Annotated in this window: 21 protein-coding genes and 1 pseudogene; 8 read left to right on the top strand and 14 right to left on the bottom strand. The window is 61.6% G+C overall.

Annotated elements, in window-relative coordinates; translation table 11 throughout:
• Window positions 1-78: 78 nt before the first annotated feature.
• The 4 genes from DM450_RS22725 to DM450_RS22710 form a co-directional block, all read right to left on the bottom strand.
• On the bottom strand, window positions 79-1,035 hold the full coding sequence (locus DM450_RS22725) for a helix-turn-helix domain-containing protein (protein WP_010335331.1): 957 nt from the start codon (window positions 1,033-1,035) through the stop codon (window positions 79-81).
• 113 nt (window positions 1,036-1,148) lie between these two features.
• Window positions 1,149-2,357, bottom strand: a complete 1,209-nt coding sequence (pcaF, locus tag DM450_RS22720; RefSeq protein ID WP_011607937.1) for a 3-oxoadipyl-CoA thiolase — start codon at window positions 2,355-2,357, stop codon at window positions 1,149-1,151.
• Window positions 2,357-3,010: a 3-oxoacid CoA-transferase subunit B gene (locus DM450_RS22715; RefSeq protein WP_011607938.1), complete on the bottom strand. Its 654-nt coding sequence runs from the start codon at window positions 3,008-3,010 to the stop codon at window positions 2,357-2,359. The genes pcaF and DM450_RS22715 overlap by 1 nt, the downstream gene beginning before the upstream one ends.
• A 17-nt stretch (window positions 3,011-3,027) precedes the next feature.
• Window positions 3,028-3,714, bottom strand: a complete 687-nt coding sequence (locus DM450_RS22710) for a 3-oxoacid CoA-transferase subunit A (RefSeq protein WP_011607939.1) — start codon at window positions 3,712-3,714, stop codon at window positions 3,028-3,030.
• 107 nt (window positions 3,715-3,821) lie between these two features.
• Between DM450_RS22710 and DM450_RS22705 the strand changes: the two genes are divergently transcribed.
• The gene (locus DM450_RS22705; protein WP_011607940.1) at window positions 3,822-4,595 is read left to right on the top strand and encodes an IclR family transcriptional regulator C-terminal domain-containing protein; all 774 of its coding nucleotides are present in this window, start codon (window positions 3,822-3,824) and stop codon (window positions 4,593-4,595) included.
• 3 nt (window positions 4,596-4,598) lie between these two features.
• Here the strand turns inward: DM450_RS22705 and DM450_RS22700 are convergent, their stop codons facing one another.
• Window positions 4,599-5,507, bottom strand: coding sequence for a LysR family transcriptional regulator (locus tag DM450_RS22700; protein WP_011607941.1), 909 nt, complete (start codon window positions 5,505-5,507; stop codon window positions 4,599-4,601).
• A 90-nt stretch (window positions 5,508-5,597) separates the two neighbouring features.
• Between DM450_RS22700 and DM450_RS22695 the strand changes: the two genes are divergently transcribed.
• From DM450_RS22695 to pcaD, 4 genes are all read left to right on the top strand, one after another.
• Window positions 5,598-6,755: a muconate cycloisomerase family protein gene (locus tag DM450_RS22695; RefSeq protein ID WP_032073060.1), complete on the top strand. Its 1,158-nt coding sequence runs from the start codon at window positions 5,598-5,600 to the stop codon at window positions 6,753-6,755.
• A gap of 1 nt (window position 6,756) precedes the next feature.
• Window positions 6,757-7,047: a muconolactone Delta-isomerase gene (gene catC / locus DM450_RS22690; protein WP_032073059.1), complete on the top strand. Its 291-nt coding sequence runs from the start codon at window positions 6,757-6,759 to the stop codon at window positions 7,045-7,047.
• A gap of 25 nt (window positions 7,048-7,072) precedes the next feature.
• Complete coding sequence (locus DM450_RS22685; protein WP_011607944.1) at window positions 7,073-7,963, top strand: dioxygenase; 891 nt, start codon at window positions 7,073-7,075, stop codon at window positions 7,961-7,963.
• Between the two features lie 82 nt (window positions 7,964-8,045).
• Window positions 8,046-8,861: a 3-oxoadipate enol-lactonase gene (gene pcaD / locus DM450_RS22680; RefSeq protein WP_011607945.1), complete on the top strand. Its 816-nt coding sequence runs from the start codon at window positions 8,046-8,048 to the stop codon at window positions 8,859-8,861.
• 430 nt (window positions 8,862-9,291) lie between these two features.
• On the opposite strand, the gene DM450_RS22675 is transcribed toward pcaD, so the two are convergent.
• From DM450_RS22675 to DM450_RS22660, 3 genes are all read right to left on the bottom strand, one after another.
• Window positions 9,292-9,615 carry a LysR substrate-binding domain-containing protein gene (locus tag DM450_RS22675; RefSeq protein WP_084691069.1) on the bottom strand — a complete coding sequence of 108 codons (324 nt, stop codon included), beginning with the start codon at window positions 9,613-9,615 and terminating at the stop codon, window positions 9,292-9,294.
• A gap of 80 nt (window positions 9,616-9,695) precedes the next feature.
• Window positions 9,696-11,047, bottom strand: a protein-coding gene (locus DM450_RS22670; RefSeq protein WP_076611857.1) for an IS3-like element ISSsp2 family transposase whose coding sequence is annotated in 2 segments (ribosomal slippage) — window positions 9,696-10,711 and window positions 10,711-11,047 — 1,353 coding nt in all. Because the reading frame shifts where the segments join, the coding sequence is not laid out codon by codon here.
• Between the two features lie 44 nt (window positions 11,048-11,091).
• Complete coding sequence (locus DM450_RS22660; RefSeq protein ID WP_142639542.1) at window positions 11,092-11,277, bottom strand: toll/interleukin-1 receptor domain-containing protein; 186 nt, start codon at window positions 11,275-11,277, stop codon at window positions 11,092-11,094.
• 212 nt (window positions 11,278-11,489) lie between these two features.
• On the opposite strand from DM450_RS22660, the gene DM450_RS22655 reads away from it, so the two are divergent.
• Entirely contained in the window at window positions 11,490-12,863 is a 1,374-nt protein-coding gene (locus tag DM450_RS22655; protein WP_011607949.1) for an IS1182-like element ISShsp2 family transposase, read from the top strand.
• A gap of 435 nt (window positions 12,864-13,298) precedes the next feature.
• On the opposite strand, the gene DM450_RS22650 is transcribed toward DM450_RS22655, so the two are convergent.
• Genes DM450_RS22650 through DM450_RS22625 form a run of 6 tightly spaced genes read right to left on the bottom strand, consistent with a single transcriptional unit; the run spans window position 13,299 to window position 19,106 of the window.
• On the bottom strand, window positions 13,299-15,659 hold the full coding sequence (locus DM450_RS22650) for a TonB-dependent receptor (protein WP_142639540.1): 2,361 nt from the start codon (window positions 15,657-15,659) through the stop codon (window positions 13,299-13,301).
• The gene (locus DM450_RS22645) at window positions 15,656-15,985 is read right to left on the bottom strand and encodes a 2Fe-2S iron-sulfur cluster-binding protein (protein WP_010335600.1); all 330 of its coding nucleotides are present in this window, start codon (window positions 15,983-15,985) and stop codon (window positions 15,656-15,658) included. The genes DM450_RS22650 and DM450_RS22645 overlap by 4 nt, the downstream gene beginning before the upstream one ends.
• Window positions 15,986-16,025: 40 nt before the next feature.
• Entirely contained in the window at window positions 16,026-16,850 is an 825-nt protein-coding gene (locus tag DM450_RS22640) for an alpha/beta fold hydrolase (protein ID WP_010335601.1), read from the bottom strand.
• A gap of 42 nt (window positions 16,851-16,892) precedes the next feature.
• Window positions 16,893-17,696, bottom strand: a complete 804-nt coding sequence (locus tag DM450_RS22635; protein WP_011607951.1) for a subunit of meta cleavage enzyme — start codon at window positions 17,694-17,696, stop codon at window positions 16,893-16,895.
• Window positions 17,689-17,970: a subunit of meta cleavage enzyme gene (locus DM450_RS22630; protein ID WP_010335604.1), complete on the bottom strand. Its 282-nt coding sequence runs from the start codon at window positions 17,968-17,970 to the stop codon at window positions 17,689-17,691. Before DM450_RS22630 ends, DM450_RS22635 begins: the two co-directional genes overlap by 8 nt.
• Complete coding sequence (locus tag DM450_RS22625; protein WP_011607952.1) at window positions 17,970-19,106, bottom strand: Rieske 2Fe-2S domain-containing protein; 1,137 nt, start codon at window positions 19,104-19,106, stop codon at window positions 17,970-17,972. The genes DM450_RS22630 and DM450_RS22625 overlap by 1 nt, the downstream gene beginning before the upstream one ends.
• Before the next feature lie 102 nt (window positions 19,107-19,208).
• Between DM450_RS22625 and DM450_RS22620 the strand changes: the two genes are divergently transcribed.
• Both DM450_RS22620 and DM450_RS22615 read left to right on the top strand, forming a co-directional pair.
• Entirely contained in the window at window positions 19,209-19,889 is a 681-nt protein-coding gene (locus DM450_RS22620; protein ID WP_011607953.1) for a GntR family transcriptional regulator, read from the top strand.
• An 88-nt stretch (window positions 19,890-19,977) separates the two neighbouring features.
• Window positions 19,978-20,307 (top strand): annotated as a pseudogene (locus DM450_RS22615) (tyrosine-type recombinase/integrase); the annotation flags it as partial.
• Window positions 20,308-20,461 lie beyond the last annotated feature (154 nt).

Raw genomic sequence — 20,461 nt, 5'->3', positions numbered from 1 at the left:
ATAGGCCTGCAAAGGACCTCCGTCAGCCTAGCCGCGAAATATGTCGTCCCTTTCAAAGGCGCGTCGGTCGCGGGATCTTCAGCTGTCGCCGATGCAGGCGAAGGCGTCGCTCATCTGGATCTCGGACGGCAACCGGCCGAATTGCTCCCGGAAATCGCGCGAGAACCGGCCCAGATGCGACACCCCGGACGCCAGCGCCGCATCGGTGACGCTGCTGCATTCGCCCGTTTCCAGCAACATCCGCGCATGGTCCATCCGATATCGCCGCAGCGCCTTCATTGGGCTTTCGTCGCGAAACTTGCGGAAATTGTCCAGCAGCGTTCGCGCCGGCACGCCGGCCGCCGTGGCGATATCTCCCAGGGTGATGGGCAATGCGAAATGTTCCCGCATAAAGGCTTCGGCCTTGCGCACCGCCGCCGGCGCGATGCTGGCGCGGGCCGGCGCGCCGTCCTGCTCGCCCGCCAGCAGCAGGCTCAGCAGCAACCGCTCATAATTGCGGGCGATGCGTTCGTCGCCCTGCACCATGCCGATGGCGCTGTCGTCGCCGATCAGGGAATTGAGGATACTGGCCCAAGGCGAGGACAGGGGCGCCTTCATGTCGATGCGGGTGCGGAAATGCGGCAGGTTGCCTTCATTGGCCGCGGTCAGCGCCCGCTTGTCGACGCGCAGGACCAGCTGTTCGCAATCATGGCTGAACCGCCCGCGCAGGGGGGTGCCCGGCGCGACATAGACGCCCTGCGTGCCGCTTGCGTCCATGGTTTCGCGATGGATGTTGAGTTCCGCCTTGCCGGACAGGCAGAAGATGAACAGATGATAGCCTTCGACCTCGTCCAGATCGATCGCCATTTCGCCGAAGCGAATCGTCCCGATCCCGATGCTGCCGAGCGAGACATAGTTCATCGACCCCTGATGCTTGCCCCGATTGAGGGGCGCCAGCCGATGCGGTTGCAGCACGCGCGAAATCTTCTCGCGCGTTTCATCGACGTCCGAAGACTCAAACAGGCGCCAGCTCTTGCCTGGTGAACCGGCCATCATTTGAAGTTCAGACATGCCTGACGCCTCGGCCCTCGCTGGGTCATAAGGATAAGTCCTCACTGTGGACAATAGCCTATGCCTTTCGATGGGACAAGCGAGGGGCGGGGCGCACGTCAGACCCGCTCGACCGCCAACGCCAGCCCCATGCCGACGCCGATGCACAGCGTCGCCAGTCCGCGCCTGCCGCCGCTCTTTTCCAGCTGATGCACCAGCGTCATCGCCAACCGTGCGCCTGACATGCCCAGCGGATGGCCCAGCGCGATGGCGCCGCCATTGGGGTTCACATGGTCCGCATCGTCGGCCAGGCCCAGCTGCCGCACGACCGCCAGCGACTGGCTGGCAAAGGCTTCGTTCAGTTCGACTGCGTCGAAATCGCCGATCGTCAGGCCCAGATGCGCCATCAGCTTTTGCGTGGCGGGGATGGGGCCGATACCCATCACGCGGGGTTCGACGCCGGCCGACGCCATGCCCAGGATGCGCGCGCGGGGCGTCAGGCCATGGGCCTTGGCCGCCGCCTCGCTGGCGATGATCATCGCCGCCGCGCCATCATTGATGCCCGACGCGTTGCCGGCGGTGACGGTGCCCTCGGGCCCGAACAGCGGCTTCAACTTGCCCAGCCCCTCGATCGTCGTGTCGGCGCGGGGATGCTCGTCGGTGCGGACCTCCACCGTCTCGCCCCGCTTGCGACCGGGCGTGACGACGGTGATGATCTCTTCGTCGAAAAAGCCGTTCTGTTGCGCGGCGACGGCGCGCTGCTGGCTGCGCAGCGCGAAAGCGTCCTGATCCTTGCGGCTGATGCCATGGTCGTGCGCCACATTTTCCGCCGTGCGCGGCATCGTTTCGGTGCCATAGAGCGCGTCGAGCGCCGGGTTGACGAAGCGCCAGCCCATGGTCGTGTCTTCCATCTGCTGGGCGCGGCCATAGGCGCTGCCCGCCTTGCCCACCACGAAGGGCGCGCGGGTCATGTTTTCCACGCCGCCGGCGATAGCGACGCCCATCTCGCCCGTGCGGATCGCGCGCGCGGCGGCGCCCACCGATTCCAGCCCGGACGCGCACAGCCGGTTCAGCGTCACGCCCGCCACCCCATGCGGCAGGCCCGCCAGCAACAGGCTCATCCGCGCGACGTTGCGATTATCCTCGCCCGACTGGTTGGCGCAGCCGTAGAAGACCTCGTCGATCACCGCCGGGTCCAGCCCCGGATTGCGCTCGATCAGCGCCTTCATCGGCAGCGCGCCCAGATCATCCGCCCGGATGCCGGCCAATATGCCGCCATAACGGCCGATCGGCGTGCGGACGGCGTCGCAGATAAAGGCTTCGGCCATCAGTTACGCGCTCCCTCAGCCGCGCGCAGCGGCACGCCGGCCAGCCCCTGCAATTCATCCAGCGACAGGCCGTCCACCATTTCCACCACGCTCGCGCCCGCCGCGCCGACTTCGAACACGGCGAGGTCGGTATAGACGCGCGACACACAGGCGAGGCCCGTCAGCGGGTAAGTGCAGCTTTCGACCAGCTTGCTCTGGCCCTGCTTGGTCAGCAATTCCATCATGACGAAGGTCTGCTTGGCGCCGATCGCCAGGTCCATCGCGCCGCCCACGGCCGGGATCGCGCCCGGTTCACCCGTGTGCCAGTTCGCCAGGTCGCCATTCACCGACACCTGGAAGGCACCCAGCACGCAGATGTCCAGATGGCCGCCGCGCATCATCGCGAAACTGTCGGCATGGTGGAAAAAGCAGCCGCCGGTCAGCAGCGTCACCGCCTGCTTGCCCGCGTTGATCAGTTCCCAATCCTCTTCGCCCTTCGCCGGGGCGGGGCCCATGCCCAGCAGGCCATTTTCGCTCTGAAGGAAGATGTCCTTGTCGGTGGGCAGGTAATTGGCGACCATCGTGGGCAGGCCGATGCCCAGATTGACATAGGCGCCTTCAGGAATGTCCTTCGCCACGCGGGCGGCCATTTGTTCACGGTTCAGACGTTGCATGGGGTGCAGGCTCCTGATCAGGCCGAAGCTGTGGCGTTGGCGGGCGCGATTTCGACCACGCGCTGGACGAAGATGCCCGGTGTCACGACGATTTCCGGGTCGATGCCGCCCAGCGGTACGATCTGCGCCACCTGCGCGATCGTGCACTTCGCCGCCATCGCCATGATCGGGCCGAAATTGCGGGCGGTCTTGCGGTAGGTCAGGTTGCCCCAGCGGTCGCCGCGATGCGCCTTGATCAGCGCGAAATCGGCCTGGATGGGATGTTCCAGCACATATTGCTTGCCGTCGATCTCGCGGGTTTCCTTGCCCTCTGCCAGCAACGTGCCGTATCCGGTCGGCGTGAAGATCGCGCCCAGCCCGGCGCCGGCGGCCTGGATGCGCGCGGCCAGATTGCCCTGCGGCACCAGTTCCAGCTCGATTTCGCCAGCGCGGTAGCGCGCGTCGAAATGGTGCGAATCCGACTGGCGCGGGAAGGAACAGATGATCTTGCGCACGCGCCCGGCCTTGATCAGCGCGGCGACGCCGGTTTCGCCATTGCCGGCATTGTTGTTGATGATGGTCAGGTTGCCGACGCCGCGCGCGATCAGCGCGTCGATCAGTTCGTCGGGCATGCCTGCCGTGCCAAAGCCGCCGATCATTACCGATGCGCCGTCCCGAATGTCGGCCACGGCCGCCGCGGCGGAACTCATGCTCTTGTCAATCACGCTCTTCAACTCCGTGCGGATGCTCCCGCGCGAAACAGAGGTTGCGCGCGCCTGAGTCAACCGATAATCGGCGTCCTGTCCGATAATCGGTTATTTTTGGAGCTGCCGTGGAAGCGCCGCGCGACATCGAAAGGCCGGGTGATCCCGAATATATGGCCTCACTCGCCCGTGGCCTCGCCGTGCTGCAATATGTGGCGCAACGTGAACGGCCGGTGTCCATCGCCGAAGCCAGCCGGGCGCTGGGGTTCAGCCGCGCGGCGGTGCGGCGGTGCCTCTATACCCTGCATCAGCTTGGCTATGTCGGCCATGATCTGCGCGGCTATTCGGTGCGGCGCAAGACGACGGCGCTCGGCCATCCCTACCTCTCGCTGACCGCCTTTGCCGTGCGCGCCCAGCCGCTGCTCGATTCGCTGCGCGATGAACTGGGGGAATCCTGTTCGTTGGGCGTGATGGAGGATGACGCCCTCTGCTATGTGGCGCGGTCCGAAGCGTCCCGCATCATGGCGGTGGGGCTGAAGGTCGGCAGTACCCTGCCACTCTATCCCACCTCCATGGGCCGGGTGCTGTTGGCCGGGCGATCGCATGAAGAGCAGGACGCCTATTTCGCCCGGACGCAGGTGCGCGCGCTGACGCCGCATACCATCGTCGACATTCCCCGGTTGCTGGTGACGATCAGGCGGGCGGCGGCGGACGGTTACGCGCTGGTCGATCAGGAACTGGAACTGGGGCTACGCTCCATCGCGGTTCCGGTGATCGACCGGGGCAGGGTGATGGCGGCGCTGAACGTCGGCATGTCGGCGGCGCGCGTGTCGATGGACGATGTGCAGGCGCGCCTGCTGCCGGCGCTGCGACGTACCGCCGGGCTGCTGCGCCCGGCCTGATCCTCAGGATCGCGCCGTCTCGGCCTCGATCTCCCTGAAGATCGCATGGCCGATATCCCGGATCAGCACCGCGCGGTCGGTCGTATCGGCGTGGCGCTGGCTCAATATGATCGGCGATGTTGGCCGCTCGGCTATCGGCACATAGCATATGTCCGCGCGCTGGATGTTCTGCATCGACGCCGGGACGATGGCGCGGCCCGACTGGGCGGCGACCAGGCCCAGCGCGGTCTGCACTTCGCGCACTTCGATGATCCGGCGGGGGTTGCATCCATGGTCGCGCATGATCGTCAGCAGCTGGTCGGCATAGCTGGGGCGCGGCTGGCTGGGGTAGATGATCAGCGTGCCGGCGGCCAGCGCCTCCAGGCTGACCTCGGTGTCCGGCTGCGCCGGCAAGTCGGTGGGCGAAAGCGCCGCCACCAGCGGTTCCTGGAACAATATCTCGCGGCGGATCGCCGGGTCGTCCACGCGCACGCGGCCAAGGCCGGCGTCGATCCGGCCCGCCTTCAGCGCCGCGACCTGCTGGATCGTCGTCATCTCCACCAGCTCGACGTCCGTGTCCGCCGCATGGGCGCGGAACCGCCGCACCATCTCGGCCAGCGCGCCGTGCATGATGGATCCCACCACGCCCATGACGAAGCGCGGCTGCTGCGCGGACGCATATTGCTGCATGGTCTTGGGGATCTGGTCGATGCTCGCCAATATCTGCGCTGCCTGTTGATGCAGGATGCGGCCCGCCTCGGTCAGGCGCACCGGCCGGCTACCCCGGTCGAACAGCGCCACGCCCAGGTCCTGCTCCAGTTCCTTGATATGCCGGCTCAGCGGCGGCTGCGCGATACCAAGGCGGTCTGCGGCTCGGGTGAAATTCTGCTCGGCCGCGACGGCCATGAACGATCGAAGGTGGCGCAGTTCCATACTATACTACTCCGGTATCATAGGATGCGGACTAAGTCTTTCTGGAATCCCGTTCAACCCGCTATTTCATTCATGGAAAGGTACCCGACAATGGTGACAATTGATCGCGTCGACACGTTCATCGTCGACGTACCCACTATCCGGCCGCACGTGCTGGCAATGGCGACGATGCACAGGCAGACGCTTTGCATCGTGCGCGTCCACTGTTCCGACGGCATCGTCGGCACGGGCGAGGCAACGACGATCGGCGGCTTGGCTTACGGCCCTGAAAGCCCCGAAAGCATAAAGACGAACATCGACGCCTATATCGCCCCGATATTGCAGGCCTGCGATCCCACCCGGCCGGCCATCGCGATGGCGCAAATCGCCAAGCATGTCGTCGGCAATAATTTCGCCAAATGCGCCGTCGAAACCGCGCTGCTCGACGCGCAGGGCAAGCGTGCGGGCCTGCCGGTCAGCGAACTGCTCGGCGGCCGCGTCCGCGATCGCCTGCCCGTCCTCTGGACCCTCGCCAGCGGCGACACCGGCAAGGATATCGAAGAAGCCGAGCAGATGATCGCCAGCGGACGGCACAATGCCTTCAAGCTGAAGATCGGCAAGCGGCCCGTGGCGGACGATGTCGCCCATGTCGGCGCCATCAAGAAAGCGCTTGGCGACCGCGCCAGCGTTCGCGTGGATGTCAACATGGCGTGGGATGAAACCACGGCACGCACCGGCGTTGCGATGCTGGCGGAAGTCGGCTGCGACCTGGTTGAACAGCCGCTTATCCGGCATAATCTCGCCGGCATGGCACGCCTGGCCGCGCGGTCGGCGATTCCGATCATGGCCGATGAAGGGCTGCAAGGCCCTACGACCGCTTATGATCATGCCAACCAGGCAGCCGCCGATGTCTTTGCCGTGAAGATCGAGCAGTCGGGCGGTCTTTTCGCCGCAAAGCAGGTGCAGGCGATCGCCGACGCGGCCGGGATCGCGCTCTATGGCGGCACCATGCTGGAAGCGGGCATCGGCACGATCGCGTCTGCCCATGTCTTCGCAACCTTCCCGCAACTGTCCTTTGGCACGGAGCTTTTCGGCCCCTTGCTGCTGACGGAGGAAATTCTGCAAGAGCCGTTGGATTATTCGGACTTCTCGCTGGCCGTGCCCAAGGGGCCGGGCCTTGGCGTGGAGCTGGACGATGATCGCTTGTCGTTCCTGCGGCGCGACGCGTCCCGCGCCACCATATCGATTCCTACAGCAAAGGCTGGTTGAAATGCTTTTCAAGGTTGAAATGGATGTCAATATTCCGCTGGATTACGATCCGGCGCGGCTTGACGAACTGAAGGCGGCTGAAAAGGCGCTTTCTCAGGAGCTTCAGCGTGCCGGTAAGTGGCGGCACATCTGGCGCGTTGCCGGGCAATATGCCAATGTCAGTATCTTCGATGTCGAAAGCAATGCAGAACTTCACGATCTGCTGATGACTTTGCCTCTGTTTCCGTTCATGGATATCCGCGTGGCGCCGCTGTGCCGACATCCTTCGTCGATTCATGAAGACGATCGCTAAGAATCATATTCCCAGGAGAGATCAGATGAATACTGATTTTGTGAAGACTCAACCCGTCCAAACTCTTCTCGACCGCGCCAGCGGCGTCGATGTGGAGGGCGGCGACCGTCGGCTCAAGGCCATTACCCGCGACCTCGTCGAAGCGGTGATGACGGTCATCGTCAAGCATGACATCAACGAAAGCGAATTCTGGAAAGCGATAGACTTTTTCCAGAAGGGCGCCGGTGAATTCGGCCTGATCGTGCCGGGCGTTGGCCTGGAACATTTCCTTGACCTCTACATGGATGCCAAGGACGCGGAAGCCGGGCTGTCGGGCGGCACGCCGCGCACCATTGAAGGGCCGCTCTATGTCGCGGGCGCGCCGCTGGTCGAAGGTGACGTCAACCTTTCCGACGACGCGGACGATACCGGCACGCTGTACATGTCCGGCACCGTCACCGGCCCGAATGGTGAGCCCGTCACCGATGCCATTCTGCATGTCTGGCACGCCAATTCGATGGGTTGGTATTCGCATTTCGACCCCACGCGCGAGCAGACGCCGTTCAATAACCGCCGCCGGATCAAGCTCGGCAAGGACGGGCGCTATTCCTTCCATTCGAAGATGCCCAATGGCTACAGCGTGCCCCCCGGCGGCGCGACCGATCAGCTGATGAAAGCCGTCGGCCGTCACGGCAACCGTCCTGCCCACGTGCATTTCTTCGTAGAAGCGCCGGGCTATCGCACGCTGACGACGCAGATCAATTTCGGTGACGATCCGTTCGCAGCCGACGACTTTGCGTTCGGCACCCGCGAAGGTCTGCTGCCAGTCCCGAACCGTCAGGGCGACACCGTCCATATCGCGTTCGACTTCCAGTTGCAGAAGTCTGCTGAGGCAACGGATGAAAGCTTCTCCGCTCGCAGCCGCTTGGCCGTCTGACAAGCGACCTTAACAAAAGCCGCCCTTCCCCATCTGTGGGGAGGGGCGGTTAAGCACGAACGGAATTGATAGGGCGAAGGCGATGGAAAAGCAGTTCATTATTACGGGAGACGGCTGCCGCATCGCCTATCGGTTCGATGGTAAAGAAGGTGCCCCGATCCTGCTGCTGTCCAACTCCCTGGGCACTGACATGCAGATGTGGGAACCGCAGCTTGCCGCCTGGAGCGCCCATTTCAGAATGCTGCGCTATGATCAGCGCGGCCACGGCGCGTCGGATGCGCCCGTCGGCGGCTATTCGCTCGATCGGCTGGGTCGAGACGTCATCGAACTTCTCGACCAGCTGGAGATAGAAACGATTGATTTTTGCGGCCTTTCGCTTGGCGGCATGACCGGCCAATGGCTGGGCATCCGCGAAGGACATCGGGTCCGCCGGCTGGTTCTGGCCAACACCTCAAGTTTCATGGGGCCGCCTTCGGCATGGGACGCCCGGATCGCCCTGGTGCGCGAAAGCGGCATGGCGCCCCTCACCTCGGCGTCGCTTGAGCGATGGTTCACCGCCGACTTCGTGGCAAGCTCACCCGACGCCATCGCGCCGATAGTCGCGATGCTCCAATCGACCGATAGCCAGGGCTATGCTGGCTGTTGCGCCGCCATACGGGACATGGACATGCGTTCCACTATCGCGCTGATCCGGAATGAAACCCTCATCATTGGTGGTAGCCAAGATCCAGCCACGCCGCCACCGCATAGCGAAGCATTGGCCGCCACGATCCCCCGCTGCCGGCTCGCCATGCTGAACACAGCGCATCTCGCCAATGTGGAGCGCCCCGCCGAATTCGGTACGCAGGTGTCGGACTTTCTGCGGGCTGAAACTGTCGTCGGCATCGATTCATTGTAGGTGGGCGGCAAAGCAGATCCAGGCGAATGCGCCGCATCACCGGCAGCGGAACACCTATGCCCCTGCCCGCCAGGATCAGCCCGCGCGCCCCAGGCTATCCGATGCCGGATGCTCCCGCGAAGATCAATGGACGCCGGCTCGACGGCGCCAACTCAAACGTCACGCCATCAGCAGGGTCTGCATTGCGCTATCCCGAAGGTTCCACGCAACCCTGCTGTCCTCAAAAGGATGTCATTTCTATCGGGGACAGAAAGTGTATATTCTAACCGGCAGGAACATTGGGGTGCAATCCGGCACTTCATTAACTCCCCTATGCTTAGTTCAAAGTAAAGCTGGGCATGTGACACTGAGTTCGTTAAGTTGATCACAGGTTACATGCGGCAGTGATTAATCGCAGTTAGCAAGGCGCCCATCCCCAAGCATCTTGCTGTCACTTTCGGCTATTCATCGCAGGACCGAGTTCCTGAACAAGGCAATCGACTACCTGCTGAACCTTCGGCAAAAGATGTCGGCGCTGTGGATAAACAGCCCAGATCGGTTCGTCATCGGGCTGAGCATATTCCAGCAACAGCTCTACCATACCGTGCTGTAGAAAAGGCATGACGTAGAAATCGGGAAGCTGACAGTCACCGAGACCTGAAACGCAGGCCTCCATGACCGCATGCCCGCTATTGCACCCGAAACGTCCCTTCGGGCGATGGGTGATTTTCTGATCGTGAACCTTAAAATGCCAGGCGCCCGCTGTACCTGCGATGCATTCTGTCCGTCGTCAGAACATTCGGCACGGATTGCGGCGTAAATTAGCGGAGTGCGGGCCTCGTCTGGGGGTTGATGTTACGCGGCGAGCTTGCGGTGTTGCAAGCGCCGATGCTCGATGGTCTGCCGCTTGATCCTTTCACGCTGTTTGATGATGGCTGCGGCCCTGCCGAAGTAGGCGTCGGCGGGCGTCACGTTGTTCAGGCTCTCGTGGTAGCGCTGGTGATTATAGTGCTCGACAAAGGCCTCGATCTGAGCCTCGAGATCACCTGGCAGGAAGTAGTTCTCCAGCAGGATGCGGTTTTTCAGGGTCTGGTGCCAGCGCTCGATCTTGCCCTGCGTTTGTGGGTGCAGCGGAGCACCGCGCACATGGCTCATGTTCTGGGCCTCGATATATTCAGCCAGTTCGCTCGCGATGTAGCTGGGGCCATTATCGCTGAGCAGCCTGGGCTTGTGCAGCACGGTGGCGCTGTCGCAGCCCGAGGCCTTGAGCGCGAGGTCGAGCGTGTCGGTGACGTCCTCGGCGCGCATATTGGTGCACAGTTTCCAGGCGATGATATAGCGCGAGAAGTCGTCGAGCACGGTCGACAGATACATCCAGCCCCAGCCGATGATCTTGAAGTAGGTAAAATCAGTCTGCCACATCTCGTTCGGCCGGGTGGTTTTGGTGTGGAACTGATCGGCGGCCTTGATCACGACATAAGCCGGGCTGGTGATCAGGTCGTGGGCCTTCAAAAGGCGGTAAACCGTGGCTTCGGACACGAAGTAGCGCTGCTCGTCGGTGAAGCGCACGGCCAGCTCCCGAGGGCTCAGCTCGGACTGTTCCAGCGCCAGCTCGATGATCTGGTCGTGGATGCCCGCCGGGATGCGGTTCCACACCCGGCTCGGCGCCGATGGCCGATCTTCCAACGCCTCCGGTCCGCCTCCGAGGTAGCGGTCATACCAGCGATAAAACGTCCGGCGGGGGATGCCGAGCTGGTCCAGCGTGCGCTTGGCCGGCAGGTGCGACTGTTCGACGATCCTGATGATCTCGAGCTTCTCCGATCCGGGATACCTCATTCGTCGTCGCCCCCATCCGCGATCATGCTTTTTTTGAGCAGCCGGTTCTCAAGCGTCAGATCGGCGACGCATTCCTTCAGGGCACTGGACTCGCGGCGCAGATCCTTCACCTCGTCGGTGGTCGCGGCACGCGCGGTGTCGCCGGCCAGGCGGCGCTTGCCAGCTTCCATGAACTCTTTCGACCATGTGTAATACAGGCTCTGCGCGATGCCTTCCTTGCGGCAAAGCTCGGCAATGCTGTCCTCGCCGCGCAGGCCATCGAGCACGATCCGGATCTTGTCTTCCGCCGAGAAGTGCCGCCGGGCCGCCCGCCGGATGTCCTTCACCACCTGCTCCGCAGGCTTTTTGGCGCTTGAGGGTTTGGGTCTCATCTTCGTTCCTTCGTCACTACGACGAGACCCAAACCCTCCTTAAATCACAACCTCAAATCTGCGCCATTGGTGCTGACGGCGGACAGGTCGGAGCCCAGGCGCATGTCCCATTGATCGAGTAGAACGTCGACACCGTTCGCAACGAGCCGGGTGGCAAGCATCAGCACCCAATCTTTGTGTGCTTGGTCATCGTGGGAGTAAGAGATGAATAGTCGAGGAGCTTCTTGCATCTCGCGAACAGGCCCGATCAGGGCGGCGAGGTCAACACATCAGCATAGCGCGCGCGGGCGCTTCGCTAACCAGTGGCAGGTCATGCACCGGAAGCCGGCATAGAGGGGAGCTGCAATGAACGGCAGATTTGTCCCGATGCCGTTGAAAAAGTCGGTCTTGCAGTCGGGGTGACGGTCTGATTCAGCATCAGCATGCTGAAGGACGCCAAGCGATGATGGGCGAGCGCCGAGTGGCGCAGGAGGCCTTGTTCTACGAATTCAGTCTGGATCGACACGTTCCGGCAGATCATCTGCTACGGGCAATCGACCGGTTCGTGGACCTGTCGGGGATGCGCGAGCACCTGCGCGGCTTTTACAGCGCGATTGGTCGCCCTTCGATCGACCCTGAGCTGATGCTGCGGATGCTGATCGTGGGGTACTGCTTCGGCATCAGGTCGGAGCGCCGCCTGTGCGAAGAGGTGCACCTCAACCTAGCTTACCGCTGGTTCTGCCGCCTGGGTCTCGACGGCGACGTGCCGGATCACTCGACCTTCTCGAAGAACCGGCATGGGCGCTTCCGTGAGAGTGATCTGTTCCGCCAGTTGTTTGAAGCCACCGTGCGGCGCTGCATTGAGGAAGGACTGGTCGGCGGCGACGGCTTCGCTGTCGATGCCAGCCTGATCCGCGCCGAGGCCAACCGGCAGACCTATGTCGAGGGAACGCAGGGGCTTGGCGCTGTTCGGGCAGGGCGTGCCGTCGAGGAGTATCTCGCCGTACTCGACGATGCCGTTTTCGGCGGCGCAACGCCGGTTGATCCCAAACGCGTTTCGCCTGTCGATCCTGCGGCCCGCTATACCCAGGCGCACGGCAACCGCGCCGACTTCTGCTACGCCACCAACTACCTGATCGACGTCGACAATGCGGTGATCGTTGATGTCGAGGCGAGCACGGCGGTGCGCCAGGCCGAGGTGACCGCCGCCAAACGGATGATCGAGCGGGCAGCCGATTGCCATGGTCTATGGCCCCGCAAGCTGATCGGCGACACCGGCTATGGCTCTGCGGGCATGCTCGCCTGGCTCGTCCACGAGCGTGGCATCGAGCCGCATGTGCCCGTCTTCGACAAGTCCGCCAGGAGCGATGGCGCTTTCGAGCGCAGCGACTTCACCTTCGATCACAAGGATGACAGCTATATCTGCCCGGCCGGCAAGCGTCTGCGACCGCGTAACCGCAATTTCACCTCGCCGCGACCGGAGGCCGACCAGGACGGCTTCATCCGCTACCGAGCGCGGCAGCAGGACTGCAGCAACTGCGCGCTCAAGCCACAATGCACACCCATCCTGCCGGCTCGCAAGGTGACCCGCTCCATCCACGAGGGCGCTCGCGATCTCGCTCGGGCCCTGTCGCAGGAAGATGAATGGATCGCCTCACGCCGCGAGCGCAAGAAGGTCGAGATGCTGTTTGCCCACCTGAAGCGCATCATGCGGCTCGACCGGCTGCGATTACGCGGACCCAATGGTGCCCAGGATGAGTTCCACCTCGCCGCTGCCGCCCAGAACCTGCGCAAGCTCGCCAAGATCAGCATCGCCAGGCAGATGGCGATGACATGAGGTCAGGCGACTCTGCTCAGCCGTTTCGATCCGTACCCTCCGCTTCGCCGAGAAGGCGACTTTTTCAACGGTATCTCCCCATTTTTGCCATTCGCGCTACTCAACCAGCGCCTGAATGTATGGCAAGTTTCGACGGGCGCAATTCAGGCTGTGAACGTCCGGTTTGGCGGCGGATGGCGCCGCCAGGCATCGGTTATCGAAGCTAAAGAGCCGGCAGTGATCAGGAAGCCGCACCTCCGCGATGTACCGAGTGGAAGTCTATCGGGCAGGTCACCAGGCTGACGACCAAAAGCCTTAGAAGCAAATGCTTCGGTCGCGGCTTGGGGCGGAAGGCGGCGGCGAGCATGACCAGCGAGCATAGGAGCCAGAAGATCGCGGTGAGCGGCACGGCGTTGCCGGCTTGCTCTCGGTGTCACCGTCCGATCACCTGAAGCCCTAGAACGAATACCCAAGCTTCAAGTACCATTCGCGCGGCCGCGAATAGACCCCATACGTCGATCCGATGAAATTGAGGTCCGAGTATCCCGAGATAATGTAGCGCTTGTCGGTCAGGTTGGTGATTCCACCCGTCACCGACCAGCCTTGGGCAGCATCGAACGTCGCCGACATGTTGAAGACGCTGTAGCCGTCCTGTTTCAGCGAAGGTGTGTTGATCGCGTCCTTGTACGTCGCACTTCGATACGACCAGTCGCCCTGCAGCACCACGCGCCCTGCCTCACCATCGTAAGGCTCAACTGTAATCCCAGCATTTGCTGTCCATTTTGGCGTATTGGCCAGCGCACTGTCCACCGTCACCGGCGCCGCGCGGGCATCCACTTCGCGGTACTCGGCGTCAAGATAACTGACCGCTCCGGTCAGCCGGAAAGCGTCCGTCACAACCAGTTGGGCTTCCGATTCAAAGCCACGGATTCGCGCTTTTCCGGCGTTGCGCACCTTCGGTGCAAACCCGTCATTCACAATGATCTGCAGGTCGCTGTACTTCGTGTCGAATAGGGCGCTGTTCAACCGCAGGTGGCGGTTGAACAGCTCAACCTTCACGCCGATTTCGAGCACACGCGCAAATTCTGGCTCGAACGCAGGTGCTTCCGGCTCGGGCGGGAACACGCGCTGCGTAAAGCCGCCGCTTTTGAAGCCACGCGAGAAGGTGAAATACCCAAGCATGTCGGGCGTAAACTTGTAGTCGAGCGTCACTGACGGCGTGAACTCGTTCGCCGACGTCGTACGCTGCACTGCAGGCATGACGATATCCCCCACCCGCAGCGGCTGTGGTGAACCGGCGGCCATGCTGGTCACCGGGTTCGTCAGGAAGAACGGCGTCGGGAAGCCCGGTGGCAGCGGCGCCTGCGCAGCCGGATGTACGCGCAGCACCTCTTGGTCGGGCGAAAACCGCTTGTCCTCACTTGTATAGCGGCCGCCAAGCGTCAGATTGAGATTGTCAGTCGCATGAAAGATGAACTGAGCAAAGGCCGCATAACTGTCGTTCTTGACGCTACCGCCGCTCCGGAAATCGGTCGGCGCAGTGAACAGCGAGTTGATATCGGTGCCGCCTTCGTGGTGGTAATATAGGCCAAGCGTATAGTTCAGTTTTTCGCCGAACCCGTCGCCCTGAAGCTGGAATTCTTGGCTAAACTGATTTTGCGTGTAGTCGTTTTCGGTCCGCTGTATGGCAAGCGGCGACTGGTCGATATCGACCGCAAACGCACTATCGAGCTCACGGTAGGCGGTGATCGACTTGATGGTCACCGGTCCCGCATCCCACGAAGCATTCAGCGATACGCCCCACACGTCCGACACCGAACGGTTTGGGCCGCTTTCGTTGGTTTTATCCTTGTCGCCAGTAAGCCACTGCGCGTTGTAGCAGCTAGGATTGGAGGTTGGTGATGGCGGCAGACAGCCCGGCGCATTCAGGAAAACGTTGTGAAACAGAGGGAAAATGGCGTTCTCATTGACATCGAGAAGCGTTGTTGCAACAGCGCGCTCACGCGTACGCGTATAATCGGCGGACAAGAGAAGGTTGAAATCGGGCGTTGCATCCCACTCGGCGACGAAACGGCCTGAGTAGCTGTTCTGGTTGCCCTTCTTCTGTCCATCGACAAGTCGCTCGACATAACCGTCGCGCGTCAGCGCAAGGCCGCTGACGTAGAAACGGAAATCTTCGGATACCGGCACGTTGATCCGTGCGCCGACGTCAATCCGGTTGTACGAGCCGGTCGTGGCCTCAATGTTACCGCCAAGCTGTTCGTCCGGGCGCCGTGACGTGACGATAACAGCGCCGCCAATGGTGTTCTTGCCAAACAGTGTGCCCTGCGGACCGCGCAACACCTGAATGCTCTCGACGTCGCGCGTCTCGAGCAGCGCGCCAACCGAGCGGCTGATGTAGACGCCATCGAGGTAGATGCCGACACCAGGATCTACCGTCATATTGAAGTCGGTCTGCCCGATACCGCGCAGAAACACAGTGACCGAGTTGCTCGATCCCGAAGCTGCCGCTGCGGAATCGAAGCTGAGGCTCGGCGTGAACTTGCCGATGTCCGACACATTGTTGATCGCGCGCTCGCGAATGGCGTTCTCGCCAAACGCTGAGATGGCGACGGGCGAATCCTGAAGATTTTCGCTGACGCGCCGCGCCGTAACGGTGATAATCTCCAGCTCGGACGCATCGACTTCAACACCGTCCGTTTGCTGCGCGAACGCTGGAGCCGATGCGCTGGCCAATACCGCAAGCGCGGAGCCCATAAGAAGCTTGCACATGATCTCTCTCCCCTCGACAATTTTGGTGTTCTTCTTGTGTTTCATGACTGTGCCTTCGGCAGTTCCAGGGTCAGGCCGTCGAGCAGGTCGGTAAGGCGGATCTGGCAGGACAGCCGCGAATGCGGCGCACGTTCCGCTACGCAATCGAGCATTTCGTCTTCGGTCTCACTCGGCGGTTTCAGCGCATCTAGCCACTCGGGGCCAACGTAAACGTGGCACGTGGCGCAGGCACAGGCGCCCCCGCAAACGGCTTCGATACCGTCCACGCCGTTCAGAACGGCCGCTTCCATGAGCGATACTCCCGCTTCGGTTTCGACCAGATGCTCGAAGCCGCCGGCTGCGCGGAAGATCACGCGGACCTTTGCGGTCATTGCGTCACCTCCTTCGCCGGAACGCCGACGTTTCCGCCAATCACTGCGCAGCCTCGATGAATGCGGCCGTCGTGCGCGCGAAATCGACCGGATGTTCGATCATCGCCCAGTGCCCGCAGTCGGGCATGATGTAGCCCCAGCTCGGACCAATTAGCTCAAGGAACTTGTATGCGTTGGCGAGCGGAACAACCTTGTCGAGCTTGCCGTTTACGATGAGAGTCGGCGCGGTGATGCGCCGGATATAATCGTCTTCGTAGTAGAGGCCGCCCTGGTCGCGGATCCACTGCATCGTGGCGCTGTAAGCGCGGCGCGTTTCCGGATCTACCGACAGTGCATACCTGTAGTCGATCATCGCATCGTCGATCTGGAAATTGTCGGTCGTTAGTGCACGGACGAGACGGATCATGCCTTCGCGCGTGAAATCATATCCAAGCACGGGTTCGAGCGCAGGATCGATTTTCGACACCAGACCGGCGCTGCCCATCAGGACGAGTTTGCGAACGAGTCCCGGCCGTTCGACCGCGACGCCGAGCGCCGATGCGCCACCCATCGAATTGCCGACAAGCGCGACATTTGAAAGCCCGAGCGCATCGAGAAAGCCTGCAAGGTGATCGGTTCGCGCCGCTTGTGAAAAAACGAATGGATCGGCGGGTTTCGCAGTGCGTCCAAATCCAAGCATGTCGACCGCAATCACGCGATAGCGATCCGCCAGGACCGGCATAACGCCGCGCCAGTTGCCCATACTGTCGGCACCAGCGCCGCCGCCATGAACCAGCACCACGACATCGCCGCTGCCTTGCTCGTGGTAATACGTCTCCATGCCGCGAACGGTCACCGACCGTCCGGCTGTTGCAGCCAAAACCATGTTCTTGTCTCCCTTGAGGCGCGCGAACCCGCCGCCAAACGCCTAAACGATTGCTATTCCGCCCATCCCCGTCATCCATTGAGGCATCGGTTCGTAATAGATTTTCTCAGCCCTCCGGCCCGGCAAGGTGGCCGCTGCCATCACCCAGTTGACGATTTCCAGACCGCCGTTACCCGCGTTTTTGAGCAACGTTTCAGTATCGATAGCCCTGAGCCAGCGCATATCGCCCGATTGGAACGCGGCGATAACGCGGCGGTCGAACTCCGCGTTGACTTCACCATGTCCCGGGATGTTGATCCAATGGCTGAGACCGCCTGTTGCAACCACGACAACGCGCAGATGCGAAGGCAGGTCGAGCCCGACTGCTTCGGCGACGATATCACCAAGCTGTGCCGCGCGCGCTGCAGTCGGCGGCGGCGTCATGTTGGCGTTGACGTAGATTGGGACGACCGGAATCCTGCCATCGGGGTCGATGAACATTAACGGCACCATCACGCCATGATCCGGGCGAAGCTCTTCGCCCTGCGCGAGGTCGAAGCGATCGGCCGCTCGCGCGCACAGCGATTCCGCGAAGGCCCGGTTTCCGGCAAAAGGCCGCTGCTCAATGTCCATATCGCCCAGCGGAGTGAACGTATCCGAAACACCAACCGTGAAGGGCGGCTGAAGACGCGTCGTGATGTTGAAAAGATGGTCCGAGCCGATGACGATCAGCAGGTCTGGCCGCAAGAGGCGAACACGCCTGCCGATCTCGTTCATGCCCTCGACGACACGAAGCGCCTGGGCATCTCCATCGGGCGAACCGAATAGAACATGCGAGGTGGCGAATACTCCAACGATTTCAGCCATTGCGATCGACCATTTTCCGGTACGCCTTAACGCTGACGAAGTCTGGCGCCATCGGATTTGTCAGCATGAAATGATGCATCTGCAAAACCGGATGAAGACCGACTGCGGTGAGAGCGCCAAATCCGCCCTCGTCAAGCGCTGCGCGTTGTGCGCTCGAAAGACCATAGCGCTCGTATAGCGCCTCTCTGTCCGCCCTGAACAATTCGACATTGCCGGGGTTTGTAAAGAGCTCCTGCATCAGCCGGTTTACTGGATAGGAGGCGGTCGTGCCCATCAACGTGCTTCCTGAATGCCGCGATTGTGCTGACTGGCAAGCCCCCGCCACTCGATGATTGCGCGGTCCGGCTCGAACAGGATTTCTTCGGACCAACCGCGATCATCAGCGTAGAACGGCTCCATCGATTCACGTGCCATGATGTCGTCATCATTGAAGCCGTTAAGCGCGAGGCCTACCCATTTTTCGTGGAATTCTCGCTCGAAGGAGTCTGCCGCTTCCTTTGACGTCACGACTTTGCCCAGCGTCTGGAAGTAGAGGTGGCTGGTCTCATCGACCGGCACGTACCATTCGAACTGCGTGAGCTCGGGATCCGGCCACGGTTCGACCTTGAGTACGCCCGGCAGCCAGATCGATATGCTGATGGCGACGCGCTTGCTGCCAATGTTGCCATGGATTGCAGGTTTGCCTTCGATCATGCCTTCGAAAACCGGCACCGAATGCTCGCCAAGCAGATCGTAAACACCTTTGGGCTTGCCCGCAGCAACCTCGGAACGCGTAAGCTGGTCGGGATCGCCAGGCGCAAAGCCAAGCGGCAGAATGATATCGTTGCCCTTCACCAGGATCGAATTCTTGTGAATGAAGACGTGCCCCGCATCAAAGCCGTTTTCCGCACCCAAGCGCCAGTTCGAGGCCACGAGCCGATGTTGGCCGTGAATGGCGCGGTTTTCATCAAGGAAGCCGGGCGGCACATCTTCGATAAGCGGCGTTGGTTCGCCGTCGCCTACGTAAACGAAGATAAGACCTTTGGCCTCTTCAACCGGGAACGTCTTCAAAGCGCGCCGGCCGATCTGCACACTGCCGGGGTTTGTGAGGATATCGACGAGGCGGCCATCGTCCCAGCGATATGTCCAGCCGTGATACCAGCAGGATATGGTGTTCTTGGAATAGCACTCGACCCGGTCGGAAAGCGTTACACCGCGATGCAGGCACCTGTCCTGGATCGCATAGACCTTGCCGCCCACGCGATTGAGCAGAATCTTCTCTCCCAGGAGCTTGACGGGAACGGGAGTACCTTCGGCGATTTCGCTCGCGAGGCGAACGGGATACCAATGGTTTCGGAACCCGAGTTTCGCACGGATATAAGGCTCCCAAACCTTGGTTCTGCGCTCGGCGATTGATGGTTGGTTAGCCACGTCCTATAAAATCCCAACGTTATTGTTGACGAGATTGCTAACAATCTTCAAAACAATCGTCAACCCACTTTTATTTGTGGGTGGCTAGGAGAAAATTGGCGCATGATTTCAACGACCATGACTTCGCTCGACAAGGAAGAATCGCCGGCACACCGGGCTGCAGCTTTCATCCGCGGTGCGATTCTCGAAGCACGATTCGCGCCCGGCCAGCGCCTTGTGGAAAGCGAGCTCAGCAGCCTCACGGGCCTTGGCCGAGGGCCTGTACGCGAAGCGCTGCGCTTGCTGGCCGCTGAAGGTCTGGTTGCGATCGAGCGCAACAAAGGTGCTGTCGTGGCGCGAGCCTCGAAGGCGATGATGGTCGAGGTTTTCGAAGTTCGCGAACTTCTGGAAGGTCTTGCGGCGCGCCGCGCGGCGCTGCGTGCGGCCACCTCGCCTCACCTCGAATCAATAGAGCGCGCGCTTGACGAGGAATCGCTGCGGAATGTCGACGACAGCGGCCTTATCCTGATGGAGGCAAACGAGCATCTGCACCAACTTGTCGTCGACGCGGCGGAAAGCCCCGTCATCGAGCGCGTACTGGTACAAATGCAGCTTCCCGAGCTGAGCTCGATATTCTTCAGGCTAATGTCGCCGACCATATGGCGCCACTCGCGCGAAGATCACATCGGCATCCTCAACACCATTCTGAAAGGTGACGGTGAGGCCGCCGAACAGCGAATGCGAGCGCATGTCCGTCGCACCGCCGCGCTTTTTGCTGACCTTCCGGATGAGCTCCTGCGATGACCGCGCACGGGATTGCAAGTGACCGCCACGCTCTCACCTGCTAGGTTCCGTCTGCACAGCCGAGAACAGTGCATGAAACTCGGGAAAGGCACGCAAGAGCCTAAACGCATGGCTTGAGCGGCGTAGCGGAACGACCCGTGATTTTGTATTCCCAAGCAGGATCGATTGTCTCGGTCACTCGAGCGCAAGGCAATATGCACGTCTCGTCGACAAATGGGTGTTAACGATTGGTCTCGACAGTCGGGAATGTGGCACGCACTCGATGCGAAGAACGAAGCCTTCGCTGATTTACAAAGCCACAGGCTATCTCCGCGCCGTACAAATCCTGCTCAGCCATACCAACATCGAGAATACAATCAGATACCTCGGCGTAGATGTCGATGATCCTCTCACGCTGTCCGAACGGACCGAAATTTGATCCCTCACCGGCTTCTCGACGTTTTCGGAAGCCGGCATTCGCGCATGAAACAAAGGCAGCTAACAAATCTCGGTTTTTGGTGGCGGAACGACCGTTTTGTCGGCGGCTATCGCCGCTGTCACGCTGCACTGCGAGAGACCGTACCTGTCGCTAT

The organism is Sphingomonas sp. IC081 (genome assembly GCF_006874585.1).
Taxonomy (GTDB): domain Bacteria; phylum Pseudomonadota; class Alphaproteobacteria; order Sphingomonadales; family Sphingomonadaceae; genus Novosphingobium.
Note: the sequence above shows the minus strand (reverse complement) of the source record. Positions and strands in the feature narration are given on the sequence as shown.

Coding starts and splice junctions, on each gene's coding strand:
- DM450_RS22655 (WP_011607949.1), top strand. CDS start 11,490: ATGATGGGCGAGCGCCGAGTGGCGCAGGAGGCCTTGTTCTACGAATTC.
- DM450_RS22660 (WP_142639542.1), bottom strand. CDS start 11,277: ATGCAAGAAGCTCCTCGACTATTCATCTCTTACTCCCACGATGACCAA.
- DM450_RS22640 (WP_010335601.1), bottom strand. CDS start 16,850: ATGGTTTTGGCTGCAACAGCCGGACGGTCGGTGACCGTTCGCGGCATG.
- DM450_RS22630 (WP_010335604.1), bottom strand. CDS start 17,970: ATGGGCACGACCGCCTCCTATCCAGTAAACCGGCTGATGCAGGAGCTC.
- DM450_RS22695 (WP_032073060.1), top strand. CDS start 5,598: ATGGTGACAATTGATCGCGTCGACACGTTCATCGTCGACGTACCCACT.
- DM450_RS22650 (WP_142639540.1), bottom strand. CDS start 15,659: ATGAAACACAAGAAGAACACCAAAATTGTCGAGGGGAGAGAGATCATG.
- pcaF (WP_011607937.1), bottom strand. CDS start 2,357: ATGGCCGAAGCCTTTATCTGCGACGCCGTCCGCACGCCGATCGGCCGT.
- DM450_RS22645 (WP_010335600.1), bottom strand. CDS start 15,985: ATGACCGCAAAGGTCCGCGTGATCTTCCGCGCAGCCGGCGGCTTCGAG.
- DM450_RS22715 (WP_011607938.1), bottom strand. CDS start 3,010: ATGCAACGTCTGAACCGTGAACAAATGGCCGCCCGCGTGGCGAAGGAC.
- DM450_RS22635 (WP_011607951.1), bottom strand. CDS start 17,696: ATGGCTGAAATCGTTGGAGTATTCGCCACCTCGCATGTTCTATTCGGT.
- catC (WP_032073059.1), top strand. CDS start 6,757: ATGCTTTTCAAGGTTGAAATGGATGTCAATATTCCGCTGGATTACGAT.
- DM450_RS22725 (WP_010335331.1), bottom strand. CDS start 1,035: ATGATGGCCGGTTCACCAGGCAAGAGCTGGCGCCTGTTTGAGTCTTCG.
- DM450_RS22620 (WP_011607953.1), top strand. CDS start 19,209: ATGATTTCAACGACCATGACTTCGCTCGACAAGGAAGAATCGCCGGCA.
- pcaD (WP_011607945.1), top strand. CDS start 8,046: ATGGAAAAGCAGTTCATTATTACGGGAGACGGCTGCCGCATCGCCTAT.
- DM450_RS22700 (WP_011607941.1), bottom strand. CDS start 5,507: ATGGAACTGCGCCACCTTCGATCGTTCATGGCCGTCGCGGCCGAGCAG.
- DM450_RS22685 (WP_011607944.1), top strand. CDS start 7,073: ATGAATACTGATTTTGTGAAGACTCAACCCGTCCAAACTCTTCTCGAC.